Origin of the sequence: Allobosea lupini (genome assembly GCF_900109525.1) — a bacterium.
Lineage (GTDB): Bacteria > Pseudomonadota > Alphaproteobacteria > Rhizobiales > Beijerinckiaceae > Allobosea > Allobosea lupini.
In genome coordinates, this window is record NZ_FOAN01000011.1 from 32,346 (window position 1) to 53,337 (window position 20,992).

The 20,992-nt window shown below is 66.1% G+C and carries 26 protein-coding genes and 1 tRNA gene; 13 read left to right on the forward strand and 14 right to left on the reverse strand.

Annotated elements, in window-relative coordinates:
- Positions 1-218: 218 nt before the first annotated feature.
- A tRNA-Leu gene (locus BMZ21_RS25490) sits at positions 219-305 on the reverse strand.
- Between the two features lie 181 nt (positions 306-486).
- On the opposite strand from BMZ21_RS25490, the gene BMZ21_RS25495 reads away from it, so the two are divergent.
- The gene (locus BMZ21_RS25495) at positions 487-1,488 is read left to right on the forward strand and encodes a complex I NDUFA9 subunit family protein (RefSeq protein WP_091841439.1); all 1,002 of its coding nucleotides are present in this window, start codon (positions 487-489) and stop codon (positions 1,486-1,488) included.
- Between the two features lie 98 nt (positions 1,489-1,586).
- Here BMZ21_RS25495 and BMZ21_RS25500 read toward each other — a convergent pair whose 3' ends face one another.
- A complete protein-coding gene (locus BMZ21_RS25500) occupies positions 1,587-2,582 on the reverse strand; it encodes a 2-hydroxyacid dehydrogenase (protein WP_091841442.1) in 996 nt (331 codons plus the stop codon).
- Positions 2,583-2,823: 241 nt separating this feature from the next.
- Between BMZ21_RS25500 and BMZ21_RS25505 the strand changes: the two genes are divergently transcribed.
- Positions 2,824-3,360: an SH3 domain-containing protein gene (locus BMZ21_RS25505; RefSeq protein ID WP_091841445.1), complete on the forward strand. Its 537-nt coding sequence runs from the start codon at positions 2,824-2,826 to the stop codon at positions 3,358-3,360.
- 21 nt (positions 3,361-3,381) lie between these two features.
- Here the strand turns inward: BMZ21_RS25505 and irrA are convergent, their stop codons facing one another.
- Positions 3,382-3,843 carry an iron response transcriptional regulator IrrA gene (irrA, locus tag BMZ21_RS25510; protein ID WP_199777491.1) on the reverse strand — a complete coding sequence of 154 codons (462 nt, stop codon included), beginning with the start codon at positions 3,841-3,843 and terminating at the stop codon, positions 3,382-3,384.
- 259 nt (positions 3,844-4,102) lie between these two features.
- Between irrA and fabA the strand changes: the two genes are divergently transcribed.
- From fabA to BMZ21_RS25545, 7 genes are all read left to right on the forward strand, one after another.
- Entirely contained in the window at positions 4,103-4,615 is a 513-nt protein-coding gene (gene fabA / locus BMZ21_RS25515) for a 3-hydroxyacyl-[acyl-carrier-protein] dehydratase FabA (protein WP_091841451.1), read from the forward strand.
- 185 nt (positions 4,616-4,800) lie between these two features.
- Positions 4,801-6,027, forward strand: coding sequence for a beta-ketoacyl-ACP synthase I (gene fabB, locus BMZ21_RS25520; RefSeq protein WP_091841454.1), 1,227 nt, complete (start codon positions 4,801-4,803; stop codon positions 6,025-6,027).
- A 10-nt stretch (positions 6,028-6,037) separates the two neighbouring features.
- Positions 6,038-6,310: a DUF3303 domain-containing protein gene (locus tag BMZ21_RS25525; RefSeq protein WP_091841457.1), complete on the forward strand. Its 273-nt coding sequence runs from the start codon at positions 6,038-6,040 to the stop codon at positions 6,308-6,310.
- Between the two features lie 52 nt (positions 6,311-6,362).
- Positions 6,363-6,605: a type II toxin-antitoxin system VapB family antitoxin gene (locus BMZ21_RS25530; protein WP_091841460.1), complete on the forward strand. Its 243-nt coding sequence runs from the start codon at positions 6,363-6,365 to the stop codon at positions 6,603-6,605.
- On the forward strand, positions 6,602-7,012 hold the full coding sequence (locus tag BMZ21_RS25535) for a type II toxin-antitoxin system VapC family toxin (protein WP_091841462.1): 411 nt from the start codon (positions 6,602-6,604) through the stop codon (positions 7,010-7,012). Before BMZ21_RS25530 ends, BMZ21_RS25535 begins: the two co-directional genes overlap by 4 nt.
- Positions 7,013-7,030: 18 nt before the next feature.
- Positions 7,031-7,864 (forward strand): enoyl-ACP reductase FabI, encoded by an 834-nt coding sequence (gene fabI, locus BMZ21_RS25540; RefSeq protein WP_091841464.1) that lies wholly within the window; start codon positions 7,031-7,033, stop codon positions 7,862-7,864.
- A 105-nt stretch (positions 7,865-7,969) separates the two neighbouring features.
- Complete coding sequence (locus tag BMZ21_RS25545; RefSeq protein ID WP_091841467.1) at positions 7,970-8,215, forward strand: DUF2188 domain-containing protein; 246 nt, start codon at positions 7,970-7,972, stop codon at positions 8,213-8,215.
- An 8-nt stretch (positions 8,216-8,223) separates the two neighbouring features.
- Here the strand turns inward: BMZ21_RS25545 and BMZ21_RS25550 are convergent, their stop codons facing one another.
- From BMZ21_RS25550 to BMZ21_RS25575, 6 genes are all read right to left on the reverse strand, one after another.
- Complete coding sequence (locus BMZ21_RS25550; protein WP_091841470.1) at positions 8,224-8,604, reverse strand: hypothetical protein; 381 nt, start codon at positions 8,602-8,604, stop codon at positions 8,224-8,226.
- Positions 8,605-8,661: 57 nt separating this feature from the next.
- Positions 8,662-9,855 (reverse strand): O-succinylhomoserine sulfhydrylase, encoded by a 1,194-nt coding sequence (gene metZ, locus BMZ21_RS25555; protein ID WP_091841474.1) that lies wholly within the window; start codon positions 9,853-9,855, stop codon positions 8,662-8,664.
- Positions 9,856-9,993: 138 nt separating this feature from the next.
- On the reverse strand, positions 9,994-10,473 hold the full coding sequence (locus BMZ21_RS25560; RefSeq protein ID WP_091841477.1) for an SRPBCC family protein: 480 nt from the start codon (positions 10,471-10,473) through the stop codon (positions 9,994-9,996).
- 107 nt (positions 10,474-10,580) lie between these two features.
- Positions 10,581-11,357 carry an ABC transporter ATP-binding protein gene (locus tag BMZ21_RS25565; protein ID WP_091841481.1) on the reverse strand — a complete coding sequence of 259 codons (777 nt, stop codon included), beginning with the start codon at positions 11,355-11,357 and terminating at the stop codon, positions 10,581-10,583.
- Positions 11,333-12,085 (reverse strand): ABC transporter permease, encoded by a 753-nt coding sequence (locus BMZ21_RS25570; protein ID WP_091841484.1) that lies wholly within the window; start codon positions 12,083-12,085, stop codon positions 11,333-11,335. The genes BMZ21_RS25565 and BMZ21_RS25570 overlap by 25 nt, the downstream gene beginning before the upstream one ends.
- Positions 12,086-12,098: 13 nt before the next feature.
- Positions 12,099-13,118 (reverse strand): ABC transporter substrate-binding protein, encoded by a 1,020-nt coding sequence (locus BMZ21_RS25575; RefSeq protein WP_091841487.1) that lies wholly within the window; start codon positions 13,116-13,118, stop codon positions 12,099-12,101.
- 122 nt (positions 13,119-13,240) lie between these two features.
- Between BMZ21_RS25575 and BMZ21_RS25580 the strand changes: the two genes are divergently transcribed.
- From BMZ21_RS25580 to BMZ21_RS25590, 3 genes are all read left to right on the forward strand, one after another.
- Complete coding sequence (locus BMZ21_RS25580) at positions 13,241-13,744, forward strand: Lrp/AsnC family transcriptional regulator (RefSeq protein WP_091841490.1); 504 nt, start codon at positions 13,241-13,243, stop codon at positions 13,742-13,744.
- 104 nt (positions 13,745-13,848) lie between these two features.
- Complete coding sequence (locus tag BMZ21_RS25585) at positions 13,849-14,535, forward strand: fumarylacetoacetate hydrolase family protein (RefSeq protein WP_091841492.1); 687 nt, start codon at positions 13,849-13,851, stop codon at positions 14,533-14,535.
- Between the two features lie 163 nt (positions 14,536-14,698).
- Positions 14,699-15,628, forward strand: a complete 930-nt coding sequence (locus tag BMZ21_RS25590) for a dihydrodipicolinate synthase family protein (RefSeq protein ID WP_091841495.1) — start codon at positions 14,699-14,701, stop codon at positions 15,626-15,628.
- A gap of 371 nt (positions 15,629-15,999) precedes the next feature.
- On the opposite strand, the gene BMZ21_RS25595 is transcribed toward BMZ21_RS25590, so the two are convergent.
- Entirely contained in the window at positions 16,000-16,707 is a 708-nt protein-coding gene (locus tag BMZ21_RS25595; protein WP_244544005.1) for an invasion associated locus B family protein, read from the reverse strand.
- A 280-nt stretch (positions 16,708-16,987) separates the two neighbouring features.
- Entirely contained in the window at positions 16,988-17,437 is a 450-nt protein-coding gene (gene aroQ, locus BMZ21_RS25600; protein ID WP_091841497.1) for a type II 3-dehydroquinate dehydratase, read from the reverse strand.
- A gap of 168 nt (positions 17,438-17,605) precedes the next feature.
- Between aroQ and BMZ21_RS25605 the strand changes: the two genes are divergently transcribed.
- Positions 17,606-18,019, forward strand: a complete 414-nt coding sequence (locus BMZ21_RS25605; RefSeq protein WP_143079807.1) for a hypothetical protein — start codon at positions 17,606-17,608, stop codon at positions 18,017-18,019.
- 13 nt (positions 18,020-18,032) lie between these two features.
- On the opposite strand, the gene BMZ21_RS25610 is transcribed toward BMZ21_RS25605, so the two are convergent.
- From BMZ21_RS25610 to BMZ21_RS25620, 3 genes are read right to left on the reverse strand one after another with little or no spacing between them, the layout of a single operon-like run.
- Positions 18,033-18,998, reverse strand: a complete 966-nt coding sequence (locus BMZ21_RS25610) for a succinylglutamate desuccinylase/aspartoacylase family protein (protein ID WP_167561752.1) — start codon at positions 18,996-18,998, stop codon at positions 18,033-18,035.
- A gap of 31 nt (positions 18,999-19,029) precedes the next feature.
- Entirely contained in the window at positions 19,030-19,851 is an 822-nt protein-coding gene (locus tag BMZ21_RS25615; RefSeq protein ID WP_091841505.1) for an ABC transporter permease, read from the reverse strand.
- 8 nt (positions 19,852-19,859) lie between these two features.
- Positions 19,860-20,795, reverse strand: a complete 936-nt coding sequence (locus tag BMZ21_RS25620; RefSeq protein ID WP_091841507.1) for an ABC transporter permease — start codon at positions 20,793-20,795, stop codon at positions 19,860-19,862.
- Positions 20,796-20,992: the final 197 nt, after the last annotated feature.

A 20,992-nucleotide genomic window follows, 5' to 3' on the forward strand; every position in this document is an offset into this window, starting at 1 on the left:
CCGTGTTGCGGCCTTTCGGGTGCTCTTTTCCAGACGCCTTTGGAGCTCACAGGGAGCGCGCACGCAAAGCTGAGAAGGTGCTGCCTGCCCGCCTCGCAGGGCGCGGCATTCTCACGACGGTTCTATCCCGCCCGTCTACACAGGCCGGGCGACAGGTCATTTCCAATGCGGAAGGAAAAACCTTCGGCCTCAAGGGCTTGGTAGAACCCTTGAAAAAATGGTGCCCAGGAGAGGACTCGAACCTCCACGCCCTTGCGAGCGCCAGCACCTGAAGCTGGTGCGTCTACCAATTCCGCCACCTGGGCAACGGCGGTTCGTTTACGGGGGCCGAACGCGCCTGTCAACGGCCCAAGCCGGCTTTTTGACAATAGTGTATCGGTCGCGCTGCGGGCGGCGTCTCACCGCCTTCACAGCCGCGCTGCTATGCACTAGGACAGGCACAATAGAGCCAGTTTTCAGCGCTTCCAAACGGAGCTTCGCGTCATCATGACGGTCCTGCCTCCCGCTTCGCAACTCGTCACGGTCTTCGGCGGCTCGGGCTTCCTCGGGCGGCATGTCGTGCGGGCGCTGGCGCGGCGCGGCTATCGTGTGCGCGCCGCCGTGCGCCGCCCGGACCTCGCCGGCTTCCTGCAGCCGCTCGGCAGCGTCGGCCAGGTCACCGCGGTCCAGGCCAATCTGCGCTATCCCGATTCGGTCGCGGCCGCCGTCAACGGCGCCGATGCAGTGATCAACCTCGTCGGCATCCTGCGCGAGAAGGGCCGGCAGAACTTCGCCTCGGTACAGGCGCAAGGCGCGCGCGGCGTGGCGCAGGCATGCGCACATTTCGGCGTCGAGCGCCTGGTCCAGGTCTCCGCGCTCGGAGCCGACGCAGAGTCGACGTCCGTCTATGCCCGCAGCAAGGCCGAAGGCGAGGCTGCGGTCCAGGCCCTGGTCAAGCAGGCGATCGTGCTGCGTCCCTCGGTGATGTTCGGGCCGGAGGACACCTTCTTCAACCGCTTCGCCTCGCTGGTGCGCATGCTGCCGGTGCTGCCGCTCGCCGGTGCGCAGACGAAGTTCCAGCCGGTCTTCGTCGGCGACGTGGCCGAAGCGATCGCGCGCGCCATCGACGGCAAGGCCGAGGCCGGCAAGGCCTACGAGCTCGGCGGTCCCGAGGTGAAGACTTTGCGCGAGCTGGTCGACTATGTCTGCGAGGTCACCGGCCGCAAGCGCCTGATCGTGCCGGTCCCCTTCGGCCTCGCCCGTCTGCAGGGCCAGATCCTCGAGCTCGCCGACATGCTGACGCTCGGCATCTTGCCGAACGAGCTCATCCTGACGCGCGACCAGGTCAAGTTGCTCGAGAGCGACAATGTCGTCTCCGCGACGGCCGAGAAGGAAGGCCGGACGTTGCAGGGGCTCGGCATCACGCCGGTCTCGGCCGAGGCCGAGGTGCCCGGCTATCTCTGGCGCTTCCGCAAGGCCGGCCAGTTCGCCACCGCCCGCGCCAGCTGAGCCCCGTCAGGGCAGCAGCACCAGCTTGCCGGCCACGCGTTTAGGCGCGTGCCGATGCGGCTCGGAGCGCCTCACATGACGAGAGGCGCTGCCAGGGCTCAGAGCATGCTGGGCAGGACGCGATCCGGCGGCTTGTGCCCGTCCATGAAGGTCTTGATGTTGACGATGACCTTCTCGCCCATGTCGGCGCGGCCCTCATGTGTGGCCGAGCCCATATGGGGCAAAACCACGACGCGGTGCTGGCGGGCGAGCTTGAGCAGGCGCGGATTGACCGCCGGCTCGTGCTCGAACACGTCGAGCCCGGCGCCGGCGAGTTCGCCGGCTTCCAGCATGCGTGACAGGGCGGATTCGTCGACGATCTCGCCGCGAGCCGTATTCACCAGGATGGCGTCGGGCTTCATCAGCTTGAGCCGGCGGGCCGAGAGCAGGTGATAGGTCGCCGGCGTGTGCGGGCAGTTGACCGAGACGACGTCCATGCGCGCCAGCATCTGGTCGAGAGAATCCCAATAGGTCGCGTCGAGCGCTTCCTCGATGCGCGAGTCGAGCCGGCGGCGGTTGTGGTAATGGATCGACAGGCCGAAGGCAGCGGCGCGCCTGGCCAGCGCCTGGCCGATCCGGCCCATGCCGACGATGCCGAGGCGCTTGCCGGTGATGCGGCGGCCCAGCATCCAGTTCGGCGACCAGCCGGCCCATTCGTCGTCGGTGATGATGCGGGCGCCCTCGGCGATGCGCCGGGCGACGGCGAGGATCAGCGCCATCGTCATGTCGGCAGTGTCGTCGGTCAGCACGCCCGGCGTGTTGGTCACGGTGATGCCACGCTGCACCGCGCTGGCGACGTCGATATTGTCGACGCCGTTGCCGAAATTGGCGATCAGGCGCAATTGCTCGCCGGCCTGGGCGATCAGCCCGGCGTCGATCTTGTCGGTCACGGTCGGGACCAGCACGTCGGCGGTCTTCATCGCCTCGACCAACGCTGCCTGGCTCATTGGCGTGTCGTCGAGATTGAGCCTGGCGTCGAAGAGCTCACGCATGCGCGTCTCGACCACGGCCGGAAGCTTGCGCGTAACCACGACCAGGGGCTTTTTCTTCGTCATGGCGGCTCCTTGATGCCCCTCAGGCTCCGATACTGCCGGCGCTGCGCCCGGCCGGGCGCGACCAGTGGCCGCAGCGTCGCCATTCCGCCTCAACCCCCCATTAACCGAGGCGCATCAGGAATTGAGTCGGGCCGTTTCGACGGTCGGCGGCCGTTTCGTTCTCTAGCAGCGTTGCGGCGGAACACAACCTGACCCTTTGGCGCTAATGCGCCGGAAGCGGGACAGGCGAGGAGTGGGTGGGATGACGGTTCAGACGATGCGCGTAGCGCTCGGCCTTGTGGTTGCGGCGGGCCTGGCCCTGCCGGCGATGCCAAGCTTGGCTCAGGAGGTCGCCAACGGCCCGGTCTCCGGCCTGCCGCTGCCGCGCTATGTCAGCCTGAAGTCGGACCGCGTCAATCTGCGCGAGGGGCCCTCGAAGGAGCACCGCACCAGCTGGGTGTTCCAGCGCGCCGGCTTGCCGGTCGAGATCACCGCCGAATTCGAGACATGGCGCCGCGTGCGCGATGCCGACGGCACCGAGGGCTGGGTGCTGCACAGCCTGCTCTCGGGACGGCGCACCGTGCTGGTCTCACCCTGGTCGAAGAACAAGGGCGAAACCTTCTCGCTGCGCGAGACGACCAGCGACAGCGCGCCGGTGGTGGCGACTCTCGAGCCCGGCGTCATCGCCAATGTCCAGTCCTGCCAGAATGGCTGGTGCCGCGTCACGGTGAGCAAGATGTCCGGCTATATGAAGCAGGACCGGCTCTGGGGCGTCTATCCCAACGAGACCGTGCAGTAGTCCAGTCGCCGCGCGGAAGCCTCAGCCGGCGACCTTGCGCAGCCTGACGACGACGTCGACCCGGCTGATCTCGTAGCCATCGGGAGGAGGCGGCAATTCGGCGACGTCGACCGCCGAGGCCGGGATGTCGATGACCTTGTCCTCACCATCGACGACGAAATGGTGATGGTCGCTGTTGTCGGTGTCGAAGAAGGTCTTGGCGCCGTCGATCGCGAGCTCGCGCAGCAGGCCAGCCTGCGTGAATTGATGCAGCGTATTGTAGACCGTCGCAAGCGAGACCGGCACGCGCGCCTTCATCGCCTCCTCGTAGAGCATCTCGGCGCTGATGTGCCGGTCGCCCTTGGCGAAGAGCAGCCAGCCCAGCGAGACCCGCTGTCGCGTCGGCCGCAGGCCCACCCGGCGCAGCTTCTGGCGCACATCGTGGAAGGGGCAGCCCTGCCGCGCGTCCGTTCCGTAGCCCTGGTCCTGCGTCAGGCCGTCCATGCCGCGCGTCGTCTCCGTGAAACCCGTCCCCATGATCGGGACGCCATCGTTTAGATTCGATGTAAGGCCTTGGTTGTCCAGCTGCAAGCATCGCGGTGCCGCCGGCCGGCTTTGGCTCGGTGCCTTGGCAGGAAACGGGCTGCGATCTTCCACGGTAGGCCGCCCCGACCCTTTCGTTCCGCAGCGCCACCGTGTTAGGCACGTTGCATCGGGAGTTGGCCACCGGATAGCGGGCGGCCTGAATGGAGTGAAGTCGGATATGGAGCGGCAATCGTCATTCAGCTACGAGGAGATCCTCGCTTGCGGGCGCGGCGAACTCTTCGGGCCGGGCAATGCGCAGCTGCCGCTGCCGCCGATGCTGATGTTCGACCGTATCGCAGAGATCAGCGAGACCGGCGGCCCGCATGGCAAGGGCATGGTGCGCGCCGAGCTCGACGTCCGGCCGGACCTCTGGTTCTTCGACTGCCATTTCAAGGGCGATCCGGTGATGCCGGGCTGCCTCGGCCTCGATGCGCTCTGGCAGCTCACCGGCTTCTTCCTCGGCTGGCTCGGCCTGCCGGGCCGCGGCCGCGCGCTCGGCGTCGGCGAGGTCAAGTTCGCCGACCAGGTTCTGCCCTCGGTCAAGCACGTCGTCTACGGCGTCGATTTCAAGCGCGTCTTCAAGTCCAAGCTCGTCCTCGGCATCGCCGATGGCTGGCTCGAGGCCGACGGGAAGCGCATCTATACGACGACCGATATGCGCGTCGGCCTGTTCAAGCCGGAAGCAGCCTAAGCAAAATAAACCCGAGCGGGATGCGAAAAGTGGGCACCGGTTTTCGCTGAAATCCCGCTCGGAATCATAAAGGCGATCGTCGCGCCTTGCCTTCGCTGTCCGCGCGGTCCATTTGCGCGGGTGTCGATCTATCATAGGTCCGGGGTTGGCCTCCCGGCCCGTCACCAAAGAGCCGGAGAAGCAGCATGAGACGCGTTGTGGTCACCGGGATGGGCATCGTCTCGTCCATCGGCAACAATACGCAGGAAGTGCTGGCCTCGCTGCGCGAGGCCAAGTCCGGCATCTCCTATGCTCAGGATTTCGCCGAGCACGGCTTCCGCAGCCGCGTCGCCGGCGCGCCCACGCTCGATCCTGCGACCGTGCTCGACCGCCGCGCCATGCGTTTCCATGGCGGCGGCTCGGCCTGGAACCAGGTCGCGATGGAGCAGGCCATCCGCGATGCCGGCCTGGAAGACAAAGAAATCAGCCATGAGCGCACCGGCATCATCATGGGCTCGGGCGGCCCCTCGACCCGCGCGCTGATCGACGCCTACGACAAGGCGCGCGAGAGCGGCTCGTCCAAGAAGGTCGGTCCCTTCGCCGTGCCCAAGGGCATGTCTTCGACAGCCTCGGCGACGCTGGCGACGTGGTTCAAGATCAAGGGCGTCAACTATTCGATCTCCTCGGCCTGCGCGACCTCGAACCACTGCATCGGCAACGCCTATGAGCTGATCCAGTGGGGCAAGCAGGACGTGATCTTCGCCGGCGGCTGCGAGGAGCTAGACTGGACGCTCTCCGTGCTGTTCGACGGCATGGGCGCGATGTCGTCCGACTTCAACGAGACGCCCGCGGTCGCCTCGCGCGCCTATGACGCCCGCCGCGACGGTTTCGTCATCGCCGGCGGCGCCGGCGTCGTCGTGCTGGAGGAGCTCGAGCACGCCAAGGCCCGTGGCGCCCGCATCTATGGCGAGATCGTCGGCTACGGCGCGTCCTCGGATGGCTACGACATGGTCGCTCCGTCCGGCGAGGGCGCGGTGCGCTGCATGCGCATGGCGCTCGACGGCGTGAAGGCCAAGATCGACTACATCAACCCGCACGGAACCTCGACCCCGGTCGGCGACGCCAAGGAGATCGAGGCGATCCGCGAGGTCTTCGGCGCCGGCGAGAAGAGCCCGCCGATCTCGGCGACGAAGTCGCTGACCGGCCATTCGCTGGGCGCCACCGGCGTGCAGGAGGCGATCTATTCGCTGCTGATGCTCAACAACGACTTCATCTGCGAGAGCGCCCATATCGAGGAGCTCGACCCGGCCTTTGCCGACATGCCGATCGTGCGCAAGCGCATCGACAATGCCGGCCTCGGCTGCGTGCTCTCCAACTCCTTCGGCTTCGGCGGCACCAACGCGACGATCGTGATGAAGCGTCTGGAAGCCTGAGGAGCGGGCCATGCTCTTCATGGTGATCGAGCATTTCGACCAGGCGCGCGTGAAGGAGATCTACGCCCGCTTCCATGAGCATGGCCGGATGATGCCCGAAGGCCTGACCTATATCGACAGCTGGATCTCGGCGGATTTTGCCCGGTGTTTCCAGGTGATGCAGTGCGACGACGTCACCAAGCTGCAGGAATGGGTGCTGGCCTGGGGCGATCTCGCCCGCTTCGAGATCGTGCCGCTGGCGAGCTCGAAGGACACGGCGGCGGCCGTGAAGAAGCACCTCTGAGGTGACAGCGGTCGTCTAGACGACTATATGCCTCGTCTAGACGGAGCATCCGATGGCTTTCCACATCCGCGATCCGAGAACGGACAAGGCCGTGCGGCAGCTCGCGGCCCGCAAGGGCGTGAGCATGACCGAGGCCGTGCGAGGCGCCGTCGAAAGCGAGCTTGCCAAGCTCGAAGAAGACAAACGGCCGATGATCGAGCGTATCCGGGACATCCAAGAGCGCGTCGCCGCCTATCCGAAGACAGGTTTGAAGGCCGACAAGGCGTTCTACGATTGGCTGTCGGGCGACGAATGATCTATGTCGACGCCTCGGCGATCGTTGCCATGATCCTGGGTGAGCCGGACGCGGCCGATCTCGCAAGTACCCTCGATGAGGGCGAGTCCGCCATAACCTCGCCCTTGGCGATCTATGAGGCATCGCTCGCGATCGCGCGAGTCAATGCCATTCCTGCGGCTATCGCCAGGGACGAGGTTCATCTCACCTTGAGCCGGATGTCGATTGCCGTCGCACCGATCGATGAGGGGCAGGGTCACGTCGCGGTATCCGTTTTCGACCGTTTCGGCAAAGGGCGTCATCCGGCGGCGCTCAACATGGGCGATTGTTTTGCCTATGCCTGCGCGGCCGTTCATGATGCTCGCATCCTGTTCAAGGGGCAGGATTTCAGCCAAACAGATCTGCCCTCCGCCCGCTCCGGCCCGTAAACACGAATAGTGACCCCCATGCTCCCCCTGATGCACAACAAGCGCGGCCTCGTCATGGGCGTCGCCAACCAGAATTCGATCGCCTGGGGCATCGCCCGGACCTTGCATGCGCATGGCGCCGAAATGGCCTTCACCTATCAGGGCGAGGCGCTCGGCAAGCGCGTCAAGCCGCTGGCCGAGAGCATCGGCTCGACACTGGTGATTCCCTGCGATGTCGAGGACGTCACGACGGTCGATGCCGCCTTCGCCGCAATCGACGAGGCCTGGGGTGGCGATCCCGAGCGCAACACGCTCGATTTCCTGATCCACGCCATCGGCTTCTCCGACAAGAACGAGCTCAAGGGGCTCTATGCCGACACCACCCGCGAGAATTTCTCGCGCACCATGGTGATCTCCTGTTTCTCGTTCACTGAAGCGGCGAAGCGCGCGGCCGAGCGCATGCCGCAAGGCGGCAGCATGATCACGCTGACCTATGGCGGCTCGACCCGCGTGATGCCGAACTACAATGTCATGGGCGTCGCCAAGGCGGCGCTCGAAGCCAGCATGCGCTACCTCGCTGCCGATTACGGGCCGAAAGGCATCCGCGTGAATGCGCTCTCGCCCGGGCCGGTGCGCACGCTGGCCGGCGCCGGTATTTCGGACGCGCGCGCCATGTATTCCTGGCAGCGCGCCAACTCGCCCCTGCGCAAATCGGTGACGCTGGACGAGATCGGCGGCTCGGCTCTGTATTATCTCTCTGACCTGTCAGCGGGCGTCACCGGCGACATCCACCATATCGATGCCGGCTACCACATCACCTCGATGCCGGTGCTGGACGGGCTGCGCGCCGCCGATACCGGCAACGGCGACTGAACGTCGAGACACTCTTTCGCCGCGGGCGAGGCAGGGCTATCCTCGCCGTCGGTGGAACCGGGGGCGCACGCCATTGGTTCGATCAGTGAGCCATGGAGGACGCTCATGGTCATGGTGAAGTACGAGATCGTCCAGCACGATGGCGGCTGGGCCTACAAGGTCGGCGACGCTCTTTCGGAAACCTTCCGCTCGCATGACGCCGCGCTGAAGGCGGCGAACAAAGCCGCTGCCCGCCAGAAGAGGCCTGGTGTCACTGACGGCATCGTCTACCAGGATGCCAAGGGCGAATGGCACGAAGAGCTGGCCGACGGCCGCGACCGGCCGACCACGCAGATCGTCGATGGCGGCTGAGGCGTTGCCTATCGCTGCGTGAAGAAGGTCAGCAGCACCTTGCCCTTCTCGCCGACCAGGCAGAGGAAGCGGCGCGGCTTGTCGGATTTGTCGGTCTTCAGATAGGCCTCGCCCATGATGATGCGCTTGATCGGCGTATCCTCGACCTTGGTCTCGGACACCGCGATCGTCAGCCCATCCTCGTCGATATAGATGTCCTTGATCTCGGGCTCGCGCGCCGTCAGTGCCGCCATCGCAGTCGCCTTGCAGGCGACGAGCTCCGGCGAGGACGGCTTTTCGACGGGTGCCGGCGAGGCCGGCGCAGCGTTCTGAGCGAACGCCGGCGCGGCGAGCAGGGCGAGAAGCGCGGTCGTGCAGGCGGTCTTCGTGCAGGCGGGCTTGCGGATCATGGGTTGAACCTCGGTTGTTGCCGAAGGTCCAACGCGCGGCCGCGACACTGGTTCGAATCAGCCGTCGAGCGCCTGCTTGAGATCGGCGATGAGGTCGTCTGCATGTTCCAGCCCGATCGAAAGGCGGACCAGACCGTCGCCGACGCCCATGCTGGCGCGCACCTCCGCCGTGAAACGCTGATGCGTCGTCGTCGCCGGATGGACGATCAGGCTCTTGGCGTCACCGAGATTGTTGGAGATGCGGATCAGCCTGAGCCGGTTGAGGAAGCGGTAGGCCGCGTCCTTGCCGCCCGTAACCTCGAAGGCGATCAGCGTCGAGGGGCCGGTCATCTGCCTGGCGATGATGTCGGCCTGGGGATGGTCGGGATCGCCGATGAAGGCGACATGCGGCAGGTCCTTGCGGCCCTTGAGCCAGGTCGCGACCGCAGTCGCGTTCTGTGCCTGCTGGCGAATGCGCAGGGGCAGCGTCTCCAGCGATTTCAGCATCACCCAACCGTTGAAGGGCGACATGGCCGGGCCGGTCTGGCGTAGATAGGTCTGAATATCGGCCTCGATCAGCGCCTTCGAGCCGAGGATAAGGCCGCCGAGGCAGCGGCCTTGGCCGTCGATGTGCTTGGTGGCGGAATAGACGACGAGATCGGCGCCGAGTTCGAGCGGGCGCTGGAAGAGTGGCGTTGCAAAGACATTGTCGACCACGAGGATGACGCCGGCCTCCTTGGCGATCGCGGCGACGGCGGCGATGTCGATCACCTCCAGCGTCGGATTGGCCGGGCTCTCCAGGAAGAGCAGCTTGGTGTTCGGCCTGATCGCAGCGCGCCAGGCGGCAATGTCGGTGCCGTCGACCAGCGTCGATTCGACACCATAGCGCGGCAGGTGGTCCTCGATGACGTAGCGACAGGAGCCGAACAGCGCGCGTGCCGCGACGACGTGGTCACCGGCCCGCACCGGGGCCATCACCGCCGCGGTGACGGCCGCCATCCCGGTCGCGGTAGCGCGGCAGGCCTCGGCGCCCTCGAAGGCAGCCATGCGCTGCTCCAGCATGGCGACGGTCGGGTTGGAGAGGCGCCCGTACTGGAAGCCGGGGTCGGTGTTGAGGAAGCGGCCTTCGGCCTGCTCGGCGCTGTCGTAGACATGGCCCTGCGTCAGGAACAGCGCTTCCGAGGTCTCGCCGAACTGCGAACGCAGCGTGCCGGCATGGACGAGCTGGGTTTCGGGGTGCAGTGGAGGCGCGCCGGTCGCGTCGTTCGCCATGATATCTCGTCCGTATTGTTCGATATAACGGACGAAGGGAATATCACCGTCGCCCGCGTTCGTAAAGGCGAACGAACTTTCTGCGTAGGGAGCGCCAAAGCGCGAGTTCGGCGCCCCTCCATCCCATGGCGGATGCGCTCAGGCGGCGAGAATGCGCTCGCTCTCGGTCATCGCCTCGCCGACATTGGGGCGGCCCTTGCCGGTCATGATCAGGTCGCGCAGGCTGCCTTCGACATACATGCGCCAGCCCTGCGAGCAGGCCTCGAAGCATTCATAGCTCGGCACCAGCCCGCGATGGGTGAAGGTGACTTCGGTGACGCCGTCCTTGTCGCTGATGTCGAAGACGATGTCCGTGCCCTTCCACTCGGTCTCGTCCCGGGTGAAGCTGAAATAGTTGTCGAGCACATGCCAGACGATTCTCTTGCCGGGCGCCGCCTCCGTGATCGCGATCCTGCAGCGATGCAGGTCCTGGTAGCGGTAGGCGAAGATGTCGCCGACATGCTCGGTGCCGCCGCTGATTTCCTGCGACCACCAGCCGCGCACATTGGCGATGGCGGCGAAGACGGTGTCCGGTGACTGGGCGACGGTGAAGCTGAGGGTGTAATCGCGGTTGGTCATGACGTTCTCCTCTCGTCTGGTGCGATGGGAGAACGGTAGCCGGATGCCTCGGGCGGTTGTGAGTAACAAGTCCGGCGTGAATTCGCGCGAGCGCCGCGTCCGGCAGTTCAGATCGCAGCCCCGTCACTCACGATATCCGCGCCGAGATCGACGCGCACCGCCCGCACGATCTGCGCTTCCGCTTCCGCCCCGCGCCGGCGCGGATGGGCGGCCACGATCTTGTGCTCGGCAATGATCTGGCCGGGCGCGCCGGAGAGCACTACGACCCGGTCGGCGAGATAGGCGGCTTCGTCGATGTCGTGGGTGACGAACAGCACCGTCTTGCCGGTGCGGCGGCGGACCTCGATCAGCTCGTCCTGCAGGGTCTCGCGCGTCAGCGCGTCGAGTGCCGAGAAGGGTTCGTCCATCAGTAGGATCTCGGGTTCGACCGCGAGCGCGCGCGCCAGCGAGACGCGCTGGCGCTGGCCGCCGGAGAGCTGGTGCGGCCAGCGCTGGGCGAGATGGCCGAGGCCGACGAGGTCGAGCGTCTGCTGCGCCTTGGCGAGACGTTCTGCCCGGGGCGCCTGCCCTTCCAAGCCGAAGCCGACATTGGCGATCACCTTACGCCAGGGCAGCAGCCGCGAATCCTGGAAGACCAGCGCCACCGGGCGGCGGGTATTGTCCTTCGCATTGATCACGACCTCGCCGCCGCTCGGCCTGGCGAGGCCGGCGATGACGCGCAGCAACGTCGACTTGCCGACGCCGGAGGGGCCGACGATGGCGAGGAACTCGCCTGGGGCCACAGAGAGGTTGAGCTTGCGCAGCACCTGCGTCGCCTCGCCGTCGCGGGTGAAGGTGAGCGACAGCTCCTTGATGTCGATCACGCTTTCCAACGCAGCACCCATCCCTGGAAGGCGACGAACAATGTGTCGAGCAGGCCGTAAAGCGCTGCCATGGTCAGCATGTAGATCACCACGATATCGGTCGCGAGCAGGCTGGAGGCCTGCATCATGCGCTGGCCGACGCCGGCGACGCCGAAGATCTCCGCGGCGACCACCGCCATCCAGGCCTGGCCGAGCGCGGTGCGCACGCCGATCAGGATGCCGGGCAATGCCGCCGGCAGCAGGATCTTGCTGAGGCGCTGAAGCGGCGAGCGGAAGCCGAAAGCGTCGGCGACCTCGATCAGGTCGCGGTCGACGCCGCGGATCGCGCCCTGCGCCGCGAAGAAGACGATCCAGAACACGCCGATCGCGATGATGAATACCGCCGCCTGCGGGTTGACGCCGAACCAGATGATCGCGAACGGCACCCAGGCAAGGCCGGGGATCGGCCGCAGCACGCGAACCACCCAGGCGGTCGTCTCCTCGGCGATCTTGGACATGCCGGTGAAGACGCCGAGCGCGATGCCAAGCCCTGCGCCGGTGAACAGGCCGATGAAGTAATGGCCGAGCGAGCCCATGATCGCCGAGAGCCAGGCGCCGGACTTGACCTCGCGCAGGAAGGCGCTCGGCAGGGCGCTCGGGCCCGGCAGGAAGGCCGGATTGACGATGCCGAAATAAGGGATCGCCTCCCAGAGCAGCAGGAAGGCGACGAGGCCCGTCAGGGCAAGGGCCGGAGCCCGCAGTGAACGCAAATCGATAGCCCCGTCAGCCCTTGATGGCGCGCTCGTAATACTGCGTCTCGAACAGGCCGTCGAACGGAAGTTCCTTCTCGAGCGAGCCGAGCTTGACCTGATAGGCCTGCATCGCGCGGGCGGGCTCGATGATCTTGCGCGGGTCGATCTCGAAGCGGGTCGCTGGCGAGACCAGTGCCTTCTCGATCAAAGCGGGGTCGACGATGCCCTTTCCGAGCGCGGCGCCGACATGGGGCGCGGCCTTGGCCGGGGTCTTGATCAGGATGTCGGCCGCCTTGACCAGGCCGGAGACCAGCCCCTGCACGGCGGCGCCGTTCTTGGCGGCGAAGGCGCCGGAGACGGCGACGACCGTGCCGGGCTGGCCGGGGAACACGTCTTCGCCGCCGGCGATCAGCTTGATGCCGGGGTTGCGGGTCTGGACGATGGTCAGGGCCGGCTCGCGCACGATTGCGCCCTCGACGGCGCCGGCGAGCACGGCCTGCTGCGTCGCGTCGATGCCCATCGGCACGATCTCGACATCGCCCTTGTCGGCCTTGGCGACCTCCCAGAGCCAGTATTGCAGCACGGTGTTGGGCACCGAGCCGGCGGGCTGGGTGGCGAGGCGTGCCGGCTTGCCGGTCGTGGCCTTGTGCGCCTTGAAGGCGGCGGCTGCGCTCGTGCCGGTCGTGAAGAACTTCGCCAGGGCCGGGGCGGCGACGAAGACGTTCTCGCCGGTCGCAGTCGAGGCGACGACGCGGATGTCGACGCCGCGCGAGCGGGCGACGGCGAGCGGGGCGACACCAGCGACGTAGAAATCGATCGTGCCCGAGGCGAGCGCCTGGATCATGTTCGGGCCGGATTCGAATACGGTGAACGTCGGCGTGATGCCGGCCTGCTTCAGCCAGCCCTCGCCATTGGCGACGAAGATCGGCGCGGTGCCGATGATCGGGATGTAGCCGATGCGGGCTGGAACCGTTTCCTGGGCGAAAGCGCCGCCGAAGGGCAGCGTTGCGGCGAGTGACGAGCCGACGAGCAGGAACTGGCGGCGGTCCATGATTTAATTCCCCAGACGGTGTGTGATATCTAGCCTATTGACGTCTGATAAAAGGATTTTCTATCTAAAGACAAGTATCGCCCCTCAAAAAGAAGAAAATTCTCCATTGTCACAATCTGGCAATGAGTTTTTTCTCTCCCACCATGGATCGAGAGATGGACGCCATCGACCGCAAGATTCTGACTGTGCTGCAGGCCGACTCCAATATCTCGATCGCGGAGCTCGCCGATCGGGTCGGGCTGTCGCAAACCCCCTGCTGGAAGCGCATCCAGCGCCTTGAGCAGACCGGTGTGATCATCAAGCGCGTGGCGCTGGTCGCGCCCGAAAAGATCGGGCTCGGGCTCACCGTCTTCGTGCAGATCGAGACGGCCGACCATTCCGGCCCCTGGCTCGAGAAATTCGCCCAGAGCGTCGCTGCGATGCCGGAGGTGATCGAGTTCTACCGGATGGCCGGCGACGTCGATTACATGCTGCGCGTCGTTGTCGCCGACATGGCCGCCTACGACACCTTCTACAAGAAGCTGATCGAAACGATCCCGCTCAAGAACGTCACCTCGCGCTTCGCCATGGAGCGGATCAAGGCGACGACAGCCTACAAGGTGCCCGACCTGCCGAAGGCGTCGTAGGCGTCATTGCGAGGAGCGCAGGCCCGCCATCGCATGCCCGGCACTTGCCCCGGCGGGCGCGCTCCCGCATGAACGCTGCCGTATTTCTCGAACGGGGCGTGCCCATGTCCAGCTATGTCATCGATCAGCCGAAGGTCGCCGTCATCCCGGTGGCCGGCGGCGGGCTCTTCCCGGTGCGCCGCATCTTCTGCGTCGGCCGCAATTATGCCGAGCACACCCGCGAGATGGGCGGCGATCCCGATCGCGAGGAGCCGTTCTTCTTCACCAAGCCGTCCGATGCCGTGCTGACCGGCGGCGCCGACATGCCCTACCCGCCCAAGACCGCCGACCTGCACCATGAGATGGAGCTCGTCGTCGCGATCGGTAAGGGCGGCAAGGATATCGCCGAAGCCGATGCGCTCTCCCACGTCTTCGGCTATGCCGCCGGCTTCGACATGACCCGCCGCGACCTGCAGGGCGCGGCCAAGAAGGCCGGCAAGCCCTGGGACATGGGCAAGGGCTTCGATTTCTCGGCGCCGATCGGCGAACTCGTCCCGGCGGCCAAGGCCGGTCACCCCGACAAGGGGCTGATCGAGCTCAAGGTCAACGGCACGGTGCGCCAGAGCTCCGATCTCGCCAAGATGATCTGGAACGTGCCGGAGACGATCTCGTATCTGTCCGGCTTCGTCACGCTGGCGCCGGGTGACCTGATCATGACCGGAACGCCCGAAGGCGTCGCGGCCGTCGTCAAGGGCGATCTGCTCGAAGGCGTCATCGCCGGCGTCGGCACCGTCCGGACGCGGATTGTTTGAATACCAGAGGAGACAGGTCGTCCCGGCCGAAGCGGCGAAGCCGCGCAGAGCCGGGACCCATGCCTGAACCTCACCCATCAAGGTTCCGGAATGGGTCCCTGGTCTCCCTTCGGTCGCCCGGGACGACCGCTTCTTGAATGTCTTCAATAGCTAGGATCGAGCCATGCCTCTGACCCCCGAAGCCTCCGGCGTCTTCCCGATCGCGCCGACGCCGTTCAATCCGGACGGCAGCGTCGACTGGACCTCGGCCGACCGGCTGTTCGAGTTCTATCACGGCATCGGCTCGGATGGCGTCACCGTGCTCGGCATCATGGGCGAGGCGCCCAAGCTCGAGCCGGAGGAATCGATCGGGCTGGTCAAGCGCGCCGTCGCCAAGATGGGGGCCAAGCCGATCATCGTCGGCGTCTCCGCTCCAGGCTTCGCTGCGATGCGCTCCCTAGCGCGGCAGGTCATGGATCTCGGCGCCGGCGGCGTGATGATCGCTCCGCCGACCAATCTGCGGACCGACGACCAGATCACCGGCTATTACGCGCAGGCGGTCGAGGCGATCGGCACCGACATCCCCTTCGTCATCCAGGACTATCCGCTGACGCTCTCGGTCGTGATGACGCCGGCGGTGATCCGCAAGATCATCCAGGACAACCCGTCCTGCGTGATGCTGAAGCATGAGGACTGGCCGGGCCTCGAGAAGATTTCGACGCTGCGCAAGTTCGAGGCCGACGGCTCGCTGCGCCGCGTCGCGATCCTCACCGGCAATGGCGGGCTCTTCCTCGATTTCGAGATGGAGCGCGGCGCCGACGGCGCCAATACAGGCTACGCCTTCCCGGAACTGCTGATCGACGTCGTCAAGGCCAGCAAGGCCGGCCGCCGCGACGAGGCCCATGACATCTTCGACGCGCATCTGCCGCTGCTGCGCTATGAGCAGCAGCAGGGCGTCGGCCTCGCCGTGCGCAAATATGTGATGATGAAGCGCGGCATCCTCAGCCATGACGCGCAGCGCAAGCCGGGGCCCGGCCTGACCGCCGCGGCCAAGGCCGAGGTCGACTATCTGCTCGGCCGCCTCGCCAAGCACGATCCGCGGGCGAAGATCTGAGCGGTCACGGCGGATCGATCGGGTTTCGAGGCCGCGCGCTCAGCGCGCGGCTCTCGCAGGCTCTGGACGTGCACTCCCCGGCCCTGCAACTCTGAGCTGCGGCTTGGGGGATTTTCTATGCGTCTTGTTGTTCTGCTGGGCAGTGCCGCGCTGATCGCTTTTGGTTCGTGGGGGCCTGCGTCGGCGCAAGGCGGTGGCATCCGGCCGGAATGCCGGAGCATGAGCGACGCTCGCGCTTGCACCTGCGCCCTCGATAATGGCGGCTACGTCTATGACGATCCCCAGCGCCCGGGACGCAAGCGTTGGCAATCGGCGAAGCGCGGCACGGGCGCACACATGGCCTTCATGAACTGCTCGGCGAGATAGCAGCCTCAGTTCGCCAACTGCACCAGCCGGTCGAGGGCCGGGCCGAAGCCGTTCAGCGCGATGTTGAACGAGACCACGTCGTTACTGGACAGGTTGAGCGCCGCCGCGGTCAGCGTCTTGCCGCCCTTGATCGCGTCGGTCGCCACGGTCGGGAAGGAAATCGGCAGCAGGCAGCCGGCCGGGACGCAGGTCGAGAAGCGCAGGCCCTGGCCGAGATCCTTCTCGTCGAGCTTGAGCACGGCGCCGTTTTCGAGCTTGACCCCGAAGGGCATGAGGATCGTGCCTTCGGCGCGGCCATCCTTCGGCGCGCGCAACTCGATTGCGAAGACACGCTGGTTGGTGCGGCTGTCGCCCTGCGATTGCGACAGCAGGCAGAGCTTCTGGCCGTCATTGATGCGGCAATCGACGGTCCAGTCGCCATAGACCTCGTTGACGGCCGAGGCGCCGTTCGGCAGTCGCGCCGTCGCAGCGGCTGGCTGGCTCACGCTCGGCGTCGCCGGAGCCTGCGCGGTCGCGGGACGGGCGGGCGGATTCGCCGTCGCCGGACGCGCCGCAGGGGCAGGACGTGCCGCGGGAGCCGGGCGGACGGCTGGCGCGCGCAGCGCCGGCTCCTCGGTCGCCGGCGGCTCTGTCTGCGCGAGGGCGGAGATTGCCGAGAGGTTGACCAAGCCGGCAAGCAAGGCGGTACCGAAAAGAAGATTTGCTTTGGTCACGTCAGGGTTCTCGTTGCAGCGCCAAGCGGCTGCAGCCGAGGTGCGATTAGAGCATTCGCCTGATATGCGCAAGTTGTCGTGGCAGGGCAACTGGGTTGTTGCTCTGGTCTTGTTTTTATTTACTTTAAAAAGAGGTTTGCATGCCGCATCGATTACGCTGGTAATGCCAGATATCGCTTGATCCGATCGGCCATGATCACCCGCTTGATGTGACCAACCCGGGTCTTGGCGCCGGCCGGTGCGGCCGGCGCCGTATTGATGAGCGAGAGCCGCAGTCGGCTCAGCCCGTCTTCTCGTCCGCGAGCTTCGCCACCCTGCGCAGCGACAGCAGATAGCCCTGCGTGCCGAAGCCGGCGATGACACCGTCGGCGCGCAGCGACATGTAGGAATGGTGCCGGAAGCTCTCGCGTTTGTGCACGTTCGAGATATGGCACTCGATCACGGTGCCATTGAAGGTGTTGAGCGCGTCGAGGATCGCGACCGAGGTATGGGTGAAGGCGCCGGGATTGATGACGATGCCGGTCGCCTGCTCGCGCGCCGCGTGGATCCAGTCGATGATCTCGTATTCGCGGTTCGACTGGTGGAAGCGGATCTCGAGGTCGAGTTCCTTGCCCAGCGCCCGGCAGGCATCCTCGACATCGGCGAGGGTCTCGGAGCCGTAGATGTGAGGCTGGCGCTTGCCGAGCAGGTTCAGGTTCGGGCCGTTGAGAACGTAGACGAGACGGGGCATGGGTACTCCGGAAGCGATGCGCGTGGCATGTTGCTTTTATCCGGACCGGACGCAACATGATGTGCCTTGCCGTAGCGTCATGCCGGTGTTGCCGAGGGGGAGGTGATGGACTTGTGGCGCAGTCTTGCTTTGGGTTTGTCCTTTGCTGCTCAGTTCGGTGCCGGCGCCTTGGCGCAACAATCGGTTCCCGCCGAGATCGCCAAGGTCCGCGCCGAAATCCGGGAGACCTGCGGCGGGCGCGCGACGTTCAAGCCGGGCTTCCAGCGAACGGCCGATTTCAACGGCGACGGCCAACCCGACTATCTGCTCGACTATAGCGAGTCCGCATGCGTCGGCGGGATGTCGACCAATCCGTTCTGCGGCTCGGCCGGCTGCACGCTCGATATCCTGATGTCGAGCGGGGGCGGCTACCGCCAGGCCTATGGCAGCAATGTCCAGGGCTGGTCGCTCGCTCAAGCCGGCGGCAAGTCCGTGCTGGTGCTGTCCCTGCACGGCAGCGCCTGCGGCCGCTCCGGCCACATGGGCTGCCAGCGCCGGCTCGTCTGGAATGGAGACAGGTTCGTCGCCGCCGGCCGGCGTTGACTCTCGCCTTATGTCAGGCGCGTCCAATCGCGCGATGGCTGGCGATGCCGAAATGGCAGATCGCCTCGCCGAGCTTGGGCGCGGTGTTCGGGAAGATGATGTAGCCGTCGCGCGGCGCCGTGACCTTGGAGCCGTCGGCGCGATGGGCGAGGATTGCGCCGGCCTCGACGGCATCGCCGGTGCGCCAGCCCGCCTCGGCACGGTCGCCCTCCGTCTCGCAGAGCAGGACCTCGACCATCTCGATCACATCGCGCAACGCCGGCTTCGGCAGGGGCGCCTCGACCAATTGCAACTGCGCCAGTGTATTGCGGATTGCTGCGTAGCCGATATCGGCTGCCTTAGGGTCGTCATGCGTGCCGCATTCCAGCGTCACCGCATAGCCGCCCGCGAAGCGCATGAACTCGGTCGTGCCATAGCCCTCGGTGACGTTGAGCCTGGGCACCGGCAGGCGGGCACGGATGTCGAGGAGGCGGGCGTAGTTGTCGAGCCAGCCATGGATCGCGGTCGGGACGCCGAGGCAGGAGGCGAGCGCCAGCTCTTCTTCCGCGCGGGCGAAGGGTTCGAGCGCGCCGCGATTGTTCGCAGGGCCGAAGAAGACGAACGGCTCGCCCTCCTGCCGGAAGGAATGGATATCGAGCAGCGCGTTGTGCCGGCGCAGCAGGGCGCAGACCGGATTGCCGATCCGGTCCTCGTAATCGCCGGCCAGTGGCCGCTCGCGCAGGTCGCGGTTGAAGTTGCGGTCGCCCTCGCGGGTCTTCAGGCGGAAAGCCTTGGGATTGGTGACGGGCAGGAAGGTCACCTCGCCGCGCAGGATCCTGATCTGGCCTGCCCGGCACTCCTCGATGACGCGGCGGATCGCGGTCGGTCCGCAGGGCTCGTTGCCGTGGACGGCGCCGGTCACGATCAGCTTGGGGCCGGGCTTCAGGCCGATGAAGCTGACGGTTTCGAGCGGGCCGTCGTCGAGGTCGGAGGCAGTCACAGGTACAGGTCTCTTTCGTCGAGAGGAAGGTTCAGGCCTTGCGGGTCTGCGAGTGCGGATCGAGGATATCGCGCAGGCCGTCGCCGAGCAGGTTGAGGCCGAGCACGGTCAGGAAGATGGCAAGGCCGGGAAAGATCGAGATCCAGGGTGCGGTCGAGATCTGGTCGCGCGCATCCGACAGCATCGAGCCCCAGCTCGGGAAGGGCGGGCGGATGCCGAGGCCGAGGAAGGAGAGAGATGCTTCGGCCAGCACGGCGCCGCCCATACCGAGCGTCCCGATCACGATGATCGGGCCGGCGATGTTCGGCAGGATCTGCGTGAACATGATCCGGAAGGTGCCGTAGCCCAGCGATCTCGCCGCCTCGATATAGCCGAGCTGCTTGACCGAGAGCGTCGCCGCCCTGGTCAATCGGCAGGTGAAGGACCAGTTGGTCAGGCCGAGCGCGATCAGCAGGCTGGTCAAGCCGGGCTGCAGGATCGCCATGATCGCCAGCGCGAAGACCAGCGAGGGGATCGCCAGCATCATGTTGGTGAGGCCGTTGACGAAATCGTCCCACCAGCCGCCCCAATAGGCGGCGGAAAGGCCGAGCGCGACGCCGATGCAGGTGTTGATCAGTTGCGAGACGATGCCGACCGTCAGCGAGATGCGGGCGCCATGCAGCACGCGGCTGTAGATGTCGCGGCCCTGCGCGTCGGTGCCGAACCAGAATTCGGAGCCGGGCGGCACCTCGGCGTTCATCAGATTGGCGTCCATCACCGGGTCGGTATGGGCGAGCCAGGGCGCGAAGACGCCGCCTGCCACAACGAGCGCGAAGCAGGTGGCGCCGATCCAGAGGTTGGCACGGAACTTCATCGGGAAGCCTAGCTGTACTTGATGCGCGGATCGACGACGGCGCAGAGCACGTCGACGGCGATGTTCACGACGAGGAAGAAGAGCACGATCGTCAGGATGCAGCCCTGTACGGCCGGGATATCGCGCCAGGTTACGCTGTCGACCAGCAGCGAGCCGAGCCCCGGCCAGGCGAAGAGCTTCTCGACGACGACGGCCTGGCCGAGCACCGAGCCGAACTGCAGGCCGAGCGTGGTCAGGACGATGACGAGCGCGTTGCGGGCGACATGCCAGCGCATGACGCGATAGGCGTTCGCGCCCTTGGCCCGGGCGGTGCGGACGAAGTCGGCATGCATGATCTCGAGCACCGCAGCGCGGGTCGTGCGCGCGAGCAGGGCGAGCGGCGAGACGCCGAGCGCGATCGCCGGCAGCACGATGTAGCGGGGATCGCCGTCGCCATAGCCGAAGCTCGGGAACCAGTTCAGCGTCAGCGCGAAGAAATACATCAGGAGCAGGCCGAGCCAGAACATCGGCAGCGACAGTCCGGAGACGGCGAAGACCATGGAGAGCATGTCGACCCAGCTTCCCGGCCTGAGCGCGGCGAAGAAGCCGAGCGGCACGCCGATGACGATGGCGAAGAACATCGCCGCGAGCGCGAGCTGCAGGCTCGGCCAGAGCCGCTCGCCGATGAGCGCGGTGACGGGCTGGCGGGTGCGGAAGGAATCGCCGAGATCGAAGGTCGCGAGCCCGCCGACATATTTGGCGAAGCGCAGCGGCAGCGGGTCGTTGAGGCCAAACTGCTGGTTCATCCGCTCGATCGTCGCAGCGTCGATATTGCTGCGTCCGTCGGCCATCTGGCTGGTGGCGAAATTACCGGGAATGACGCTGAACAGTACGAAGATCAGCGCGGCGACCGCAAGCAGGATCGGGATGGCCTGCAGCAGCCGGCGAAAGACGTAAGGCAACATGATGGAGGGCTCCTGATTGCGACTTGGCTGCGTGTCGCGATCGGAAACATGAAGTTCGCGGTCATCCCGGGCGACCCATCGGGTCCGACCTTAGGTCGGCCCGAAGACAGGCTCCGGGAGACCCGGGATCCATTCCGGAGCAGTTCAGGAATGGATCCCGGATCGGCGCCGCTCGCGCGGCTTGTCCGGGATGACCG

What these genes read in the sequence shown, in the direction of transcription:
- BMZ21_RS25495 (WP_091841439.1), top strand. Translation starts at nt 487, where the DNA reads ATGACGGTCCTGCCTCCCGCTTCGCAACTCGTCACGGTCTTCGGCGGC.
- BMZ21_RS25500 (WP_091841442.1), bottom strand. Translation starts at nt 2,582, where the DNA reads ATGACGAAGAAAAAGCCCCTGGTCGTGGTTACGCGCAAGCTTCCGGCC.
- BMZ21_RS25505 (WP_091841445.1), top strand. Translation starts at nt 2,824, where the DNA reads ATGACGGTTCAGACGATGCGCGTAGCGCTCGGCCTTGTGGTTGCGGCG.
- irrA (WP_199777491.1), bottom strand. Translation starts at nt 3,843, where the DNA reads ATGGACGGCCTGACGCAGGACCAGGGCTACGGAACGGACGCGCGGCAG.
- fabA (WP_091841451.1), top strand. Translation starts at nt 4,103, where the DNA reads ATGGAGCGGCAATCGTCATTCAGCTACGAGGAGATCCTCGCTTGCGGG.
- fabB (WP_091841454.1), top strand. Translation starts at nt 4,801, where the DNA reads ATGAGACGCGTTGTGGTCACCGGGATGGGCATCGTCTCGTCCATCGGC.
- BMZ21_RS25525 (WP_091841457.1), top strand. Translation starts at nt 6,038, where the DNA reads ATGCTCTTCATGGTGATCGAGCATTTCGACCAGGCGCGCGTGAAGGAG.
- BMZ21_RS25530 (WP_091841460.1), top strand. Translation starts at nt 6,363, where the DNA reads ATGGCTTTCCACATCCGCGATCCGAGAACGGACAAGGCCGTGCGGCAG.
- BMZ21_RS25535 (WP_091841462.1), top strand. Translation starts at nt 6,602, where the DNA reads ATGATCTATGTCGACGCCTCGGCGATCGTTGCCATGATCCTGGGTGAG.
- fabI (WP_091841464.1), top strand. Translation starts at nt 7,031, where the DNA reads ATGCTCCCCCTGATGCACAACAAGCGCGGCCTCGTCATGGGCGTCGCC.
- BMZ21_RS25545 (WP_091841467.1), top strand. Translation starts at nt 7,970, where the DNA reads ATGGTCATGGTGAAGTACGAGATCGTCCAGCACGATGGCGGCTGGGCC.
- BMZ21_RS25550 (WP_091841470.1), bottom strand. Translation starts at nt 8,604, where the DNA reads ATGATCCGCAAGCCCGCCTGCACGAAGACCGCCTGCACGACCGCGCTT.
- metZ (WP_091841474.1), bottom strand. Translation starts at nt 9,855, where the DNA reads ATGGCGAACGACGCGACCGGCGCGCCTCCACTGCACCCCGAAACCCAG.
- BMZ21_RS25560 (WP_091841477.1), bottom strand. Translation starts at nt 10,473, where the DNA reads ATGACCAACCGCGATTACACCCTCAGCTTCACCGTCGCCCAGTCACCG.
- BMZ21_RS25565 (WP_091841481.1), bottom strand. Translation starts at nt 11,357, where the DNA reads ATGGGTGCTGCGTTGGAAAGCGTGATCGACATCAAGGAGCTGTCGCTC.
- BMZ21_RS25575 (WP_091841487.1), bottom strand. Translation starts at nt 13,118, where the DNA reads ATGGACCGCCGCCAGTTCCTGCTCGTCGGCTCGTCACTCGCCGCAACG.
- BMZ21_RS25580 (WP_091841490.1), top strand. Translation starts at nt 13,241, where the DNA reads ATGAGTTTTTTCTCTCCCACCATGGATCGAGAGATGGACGCCATCGAC.
- BMZ21_RS25585 (WP_091841492.1), top strand. Translation starts at nt 13,849, where the DNA reads ATGTCCAGCTATGTCATCGATCAGCCGAAGGTCGCCGTCATCCCGGTG.
- BMZ21_RS25590 (WP_091841495.1), top strand. Translation starts at nt 14,699, where the DNA reads ATGCCTCTGACCCCCGAAGCCTCCGGCGTCTTCCCGATCGCGCCGACG.
- aroQ (WP_091841497.1), bottom strand. Translation starts at nt 17,437, where the DNA reads ATGCCCCGTCTCGTCTACGTTCTCAACGGCCCGAACCTGAACCTGCTC.
- BMZ21_RS25615 (WP_091841505.1), bottom strand. Translation starts at nt 19,851, where the DNA reads ATGAAGTTCCGTGCCAACCTCTGGATCGGCGCCACCTGCTTCGCGCTC.
- BMZ21_RS25620 (WP_091841507.1), bottom strand. Translation starts at nt 20,795, where the DNA reads ATGTTGCCTTACGTCTTTCGCCGGCTGCTGCAGGCCATCCCGATCCTG.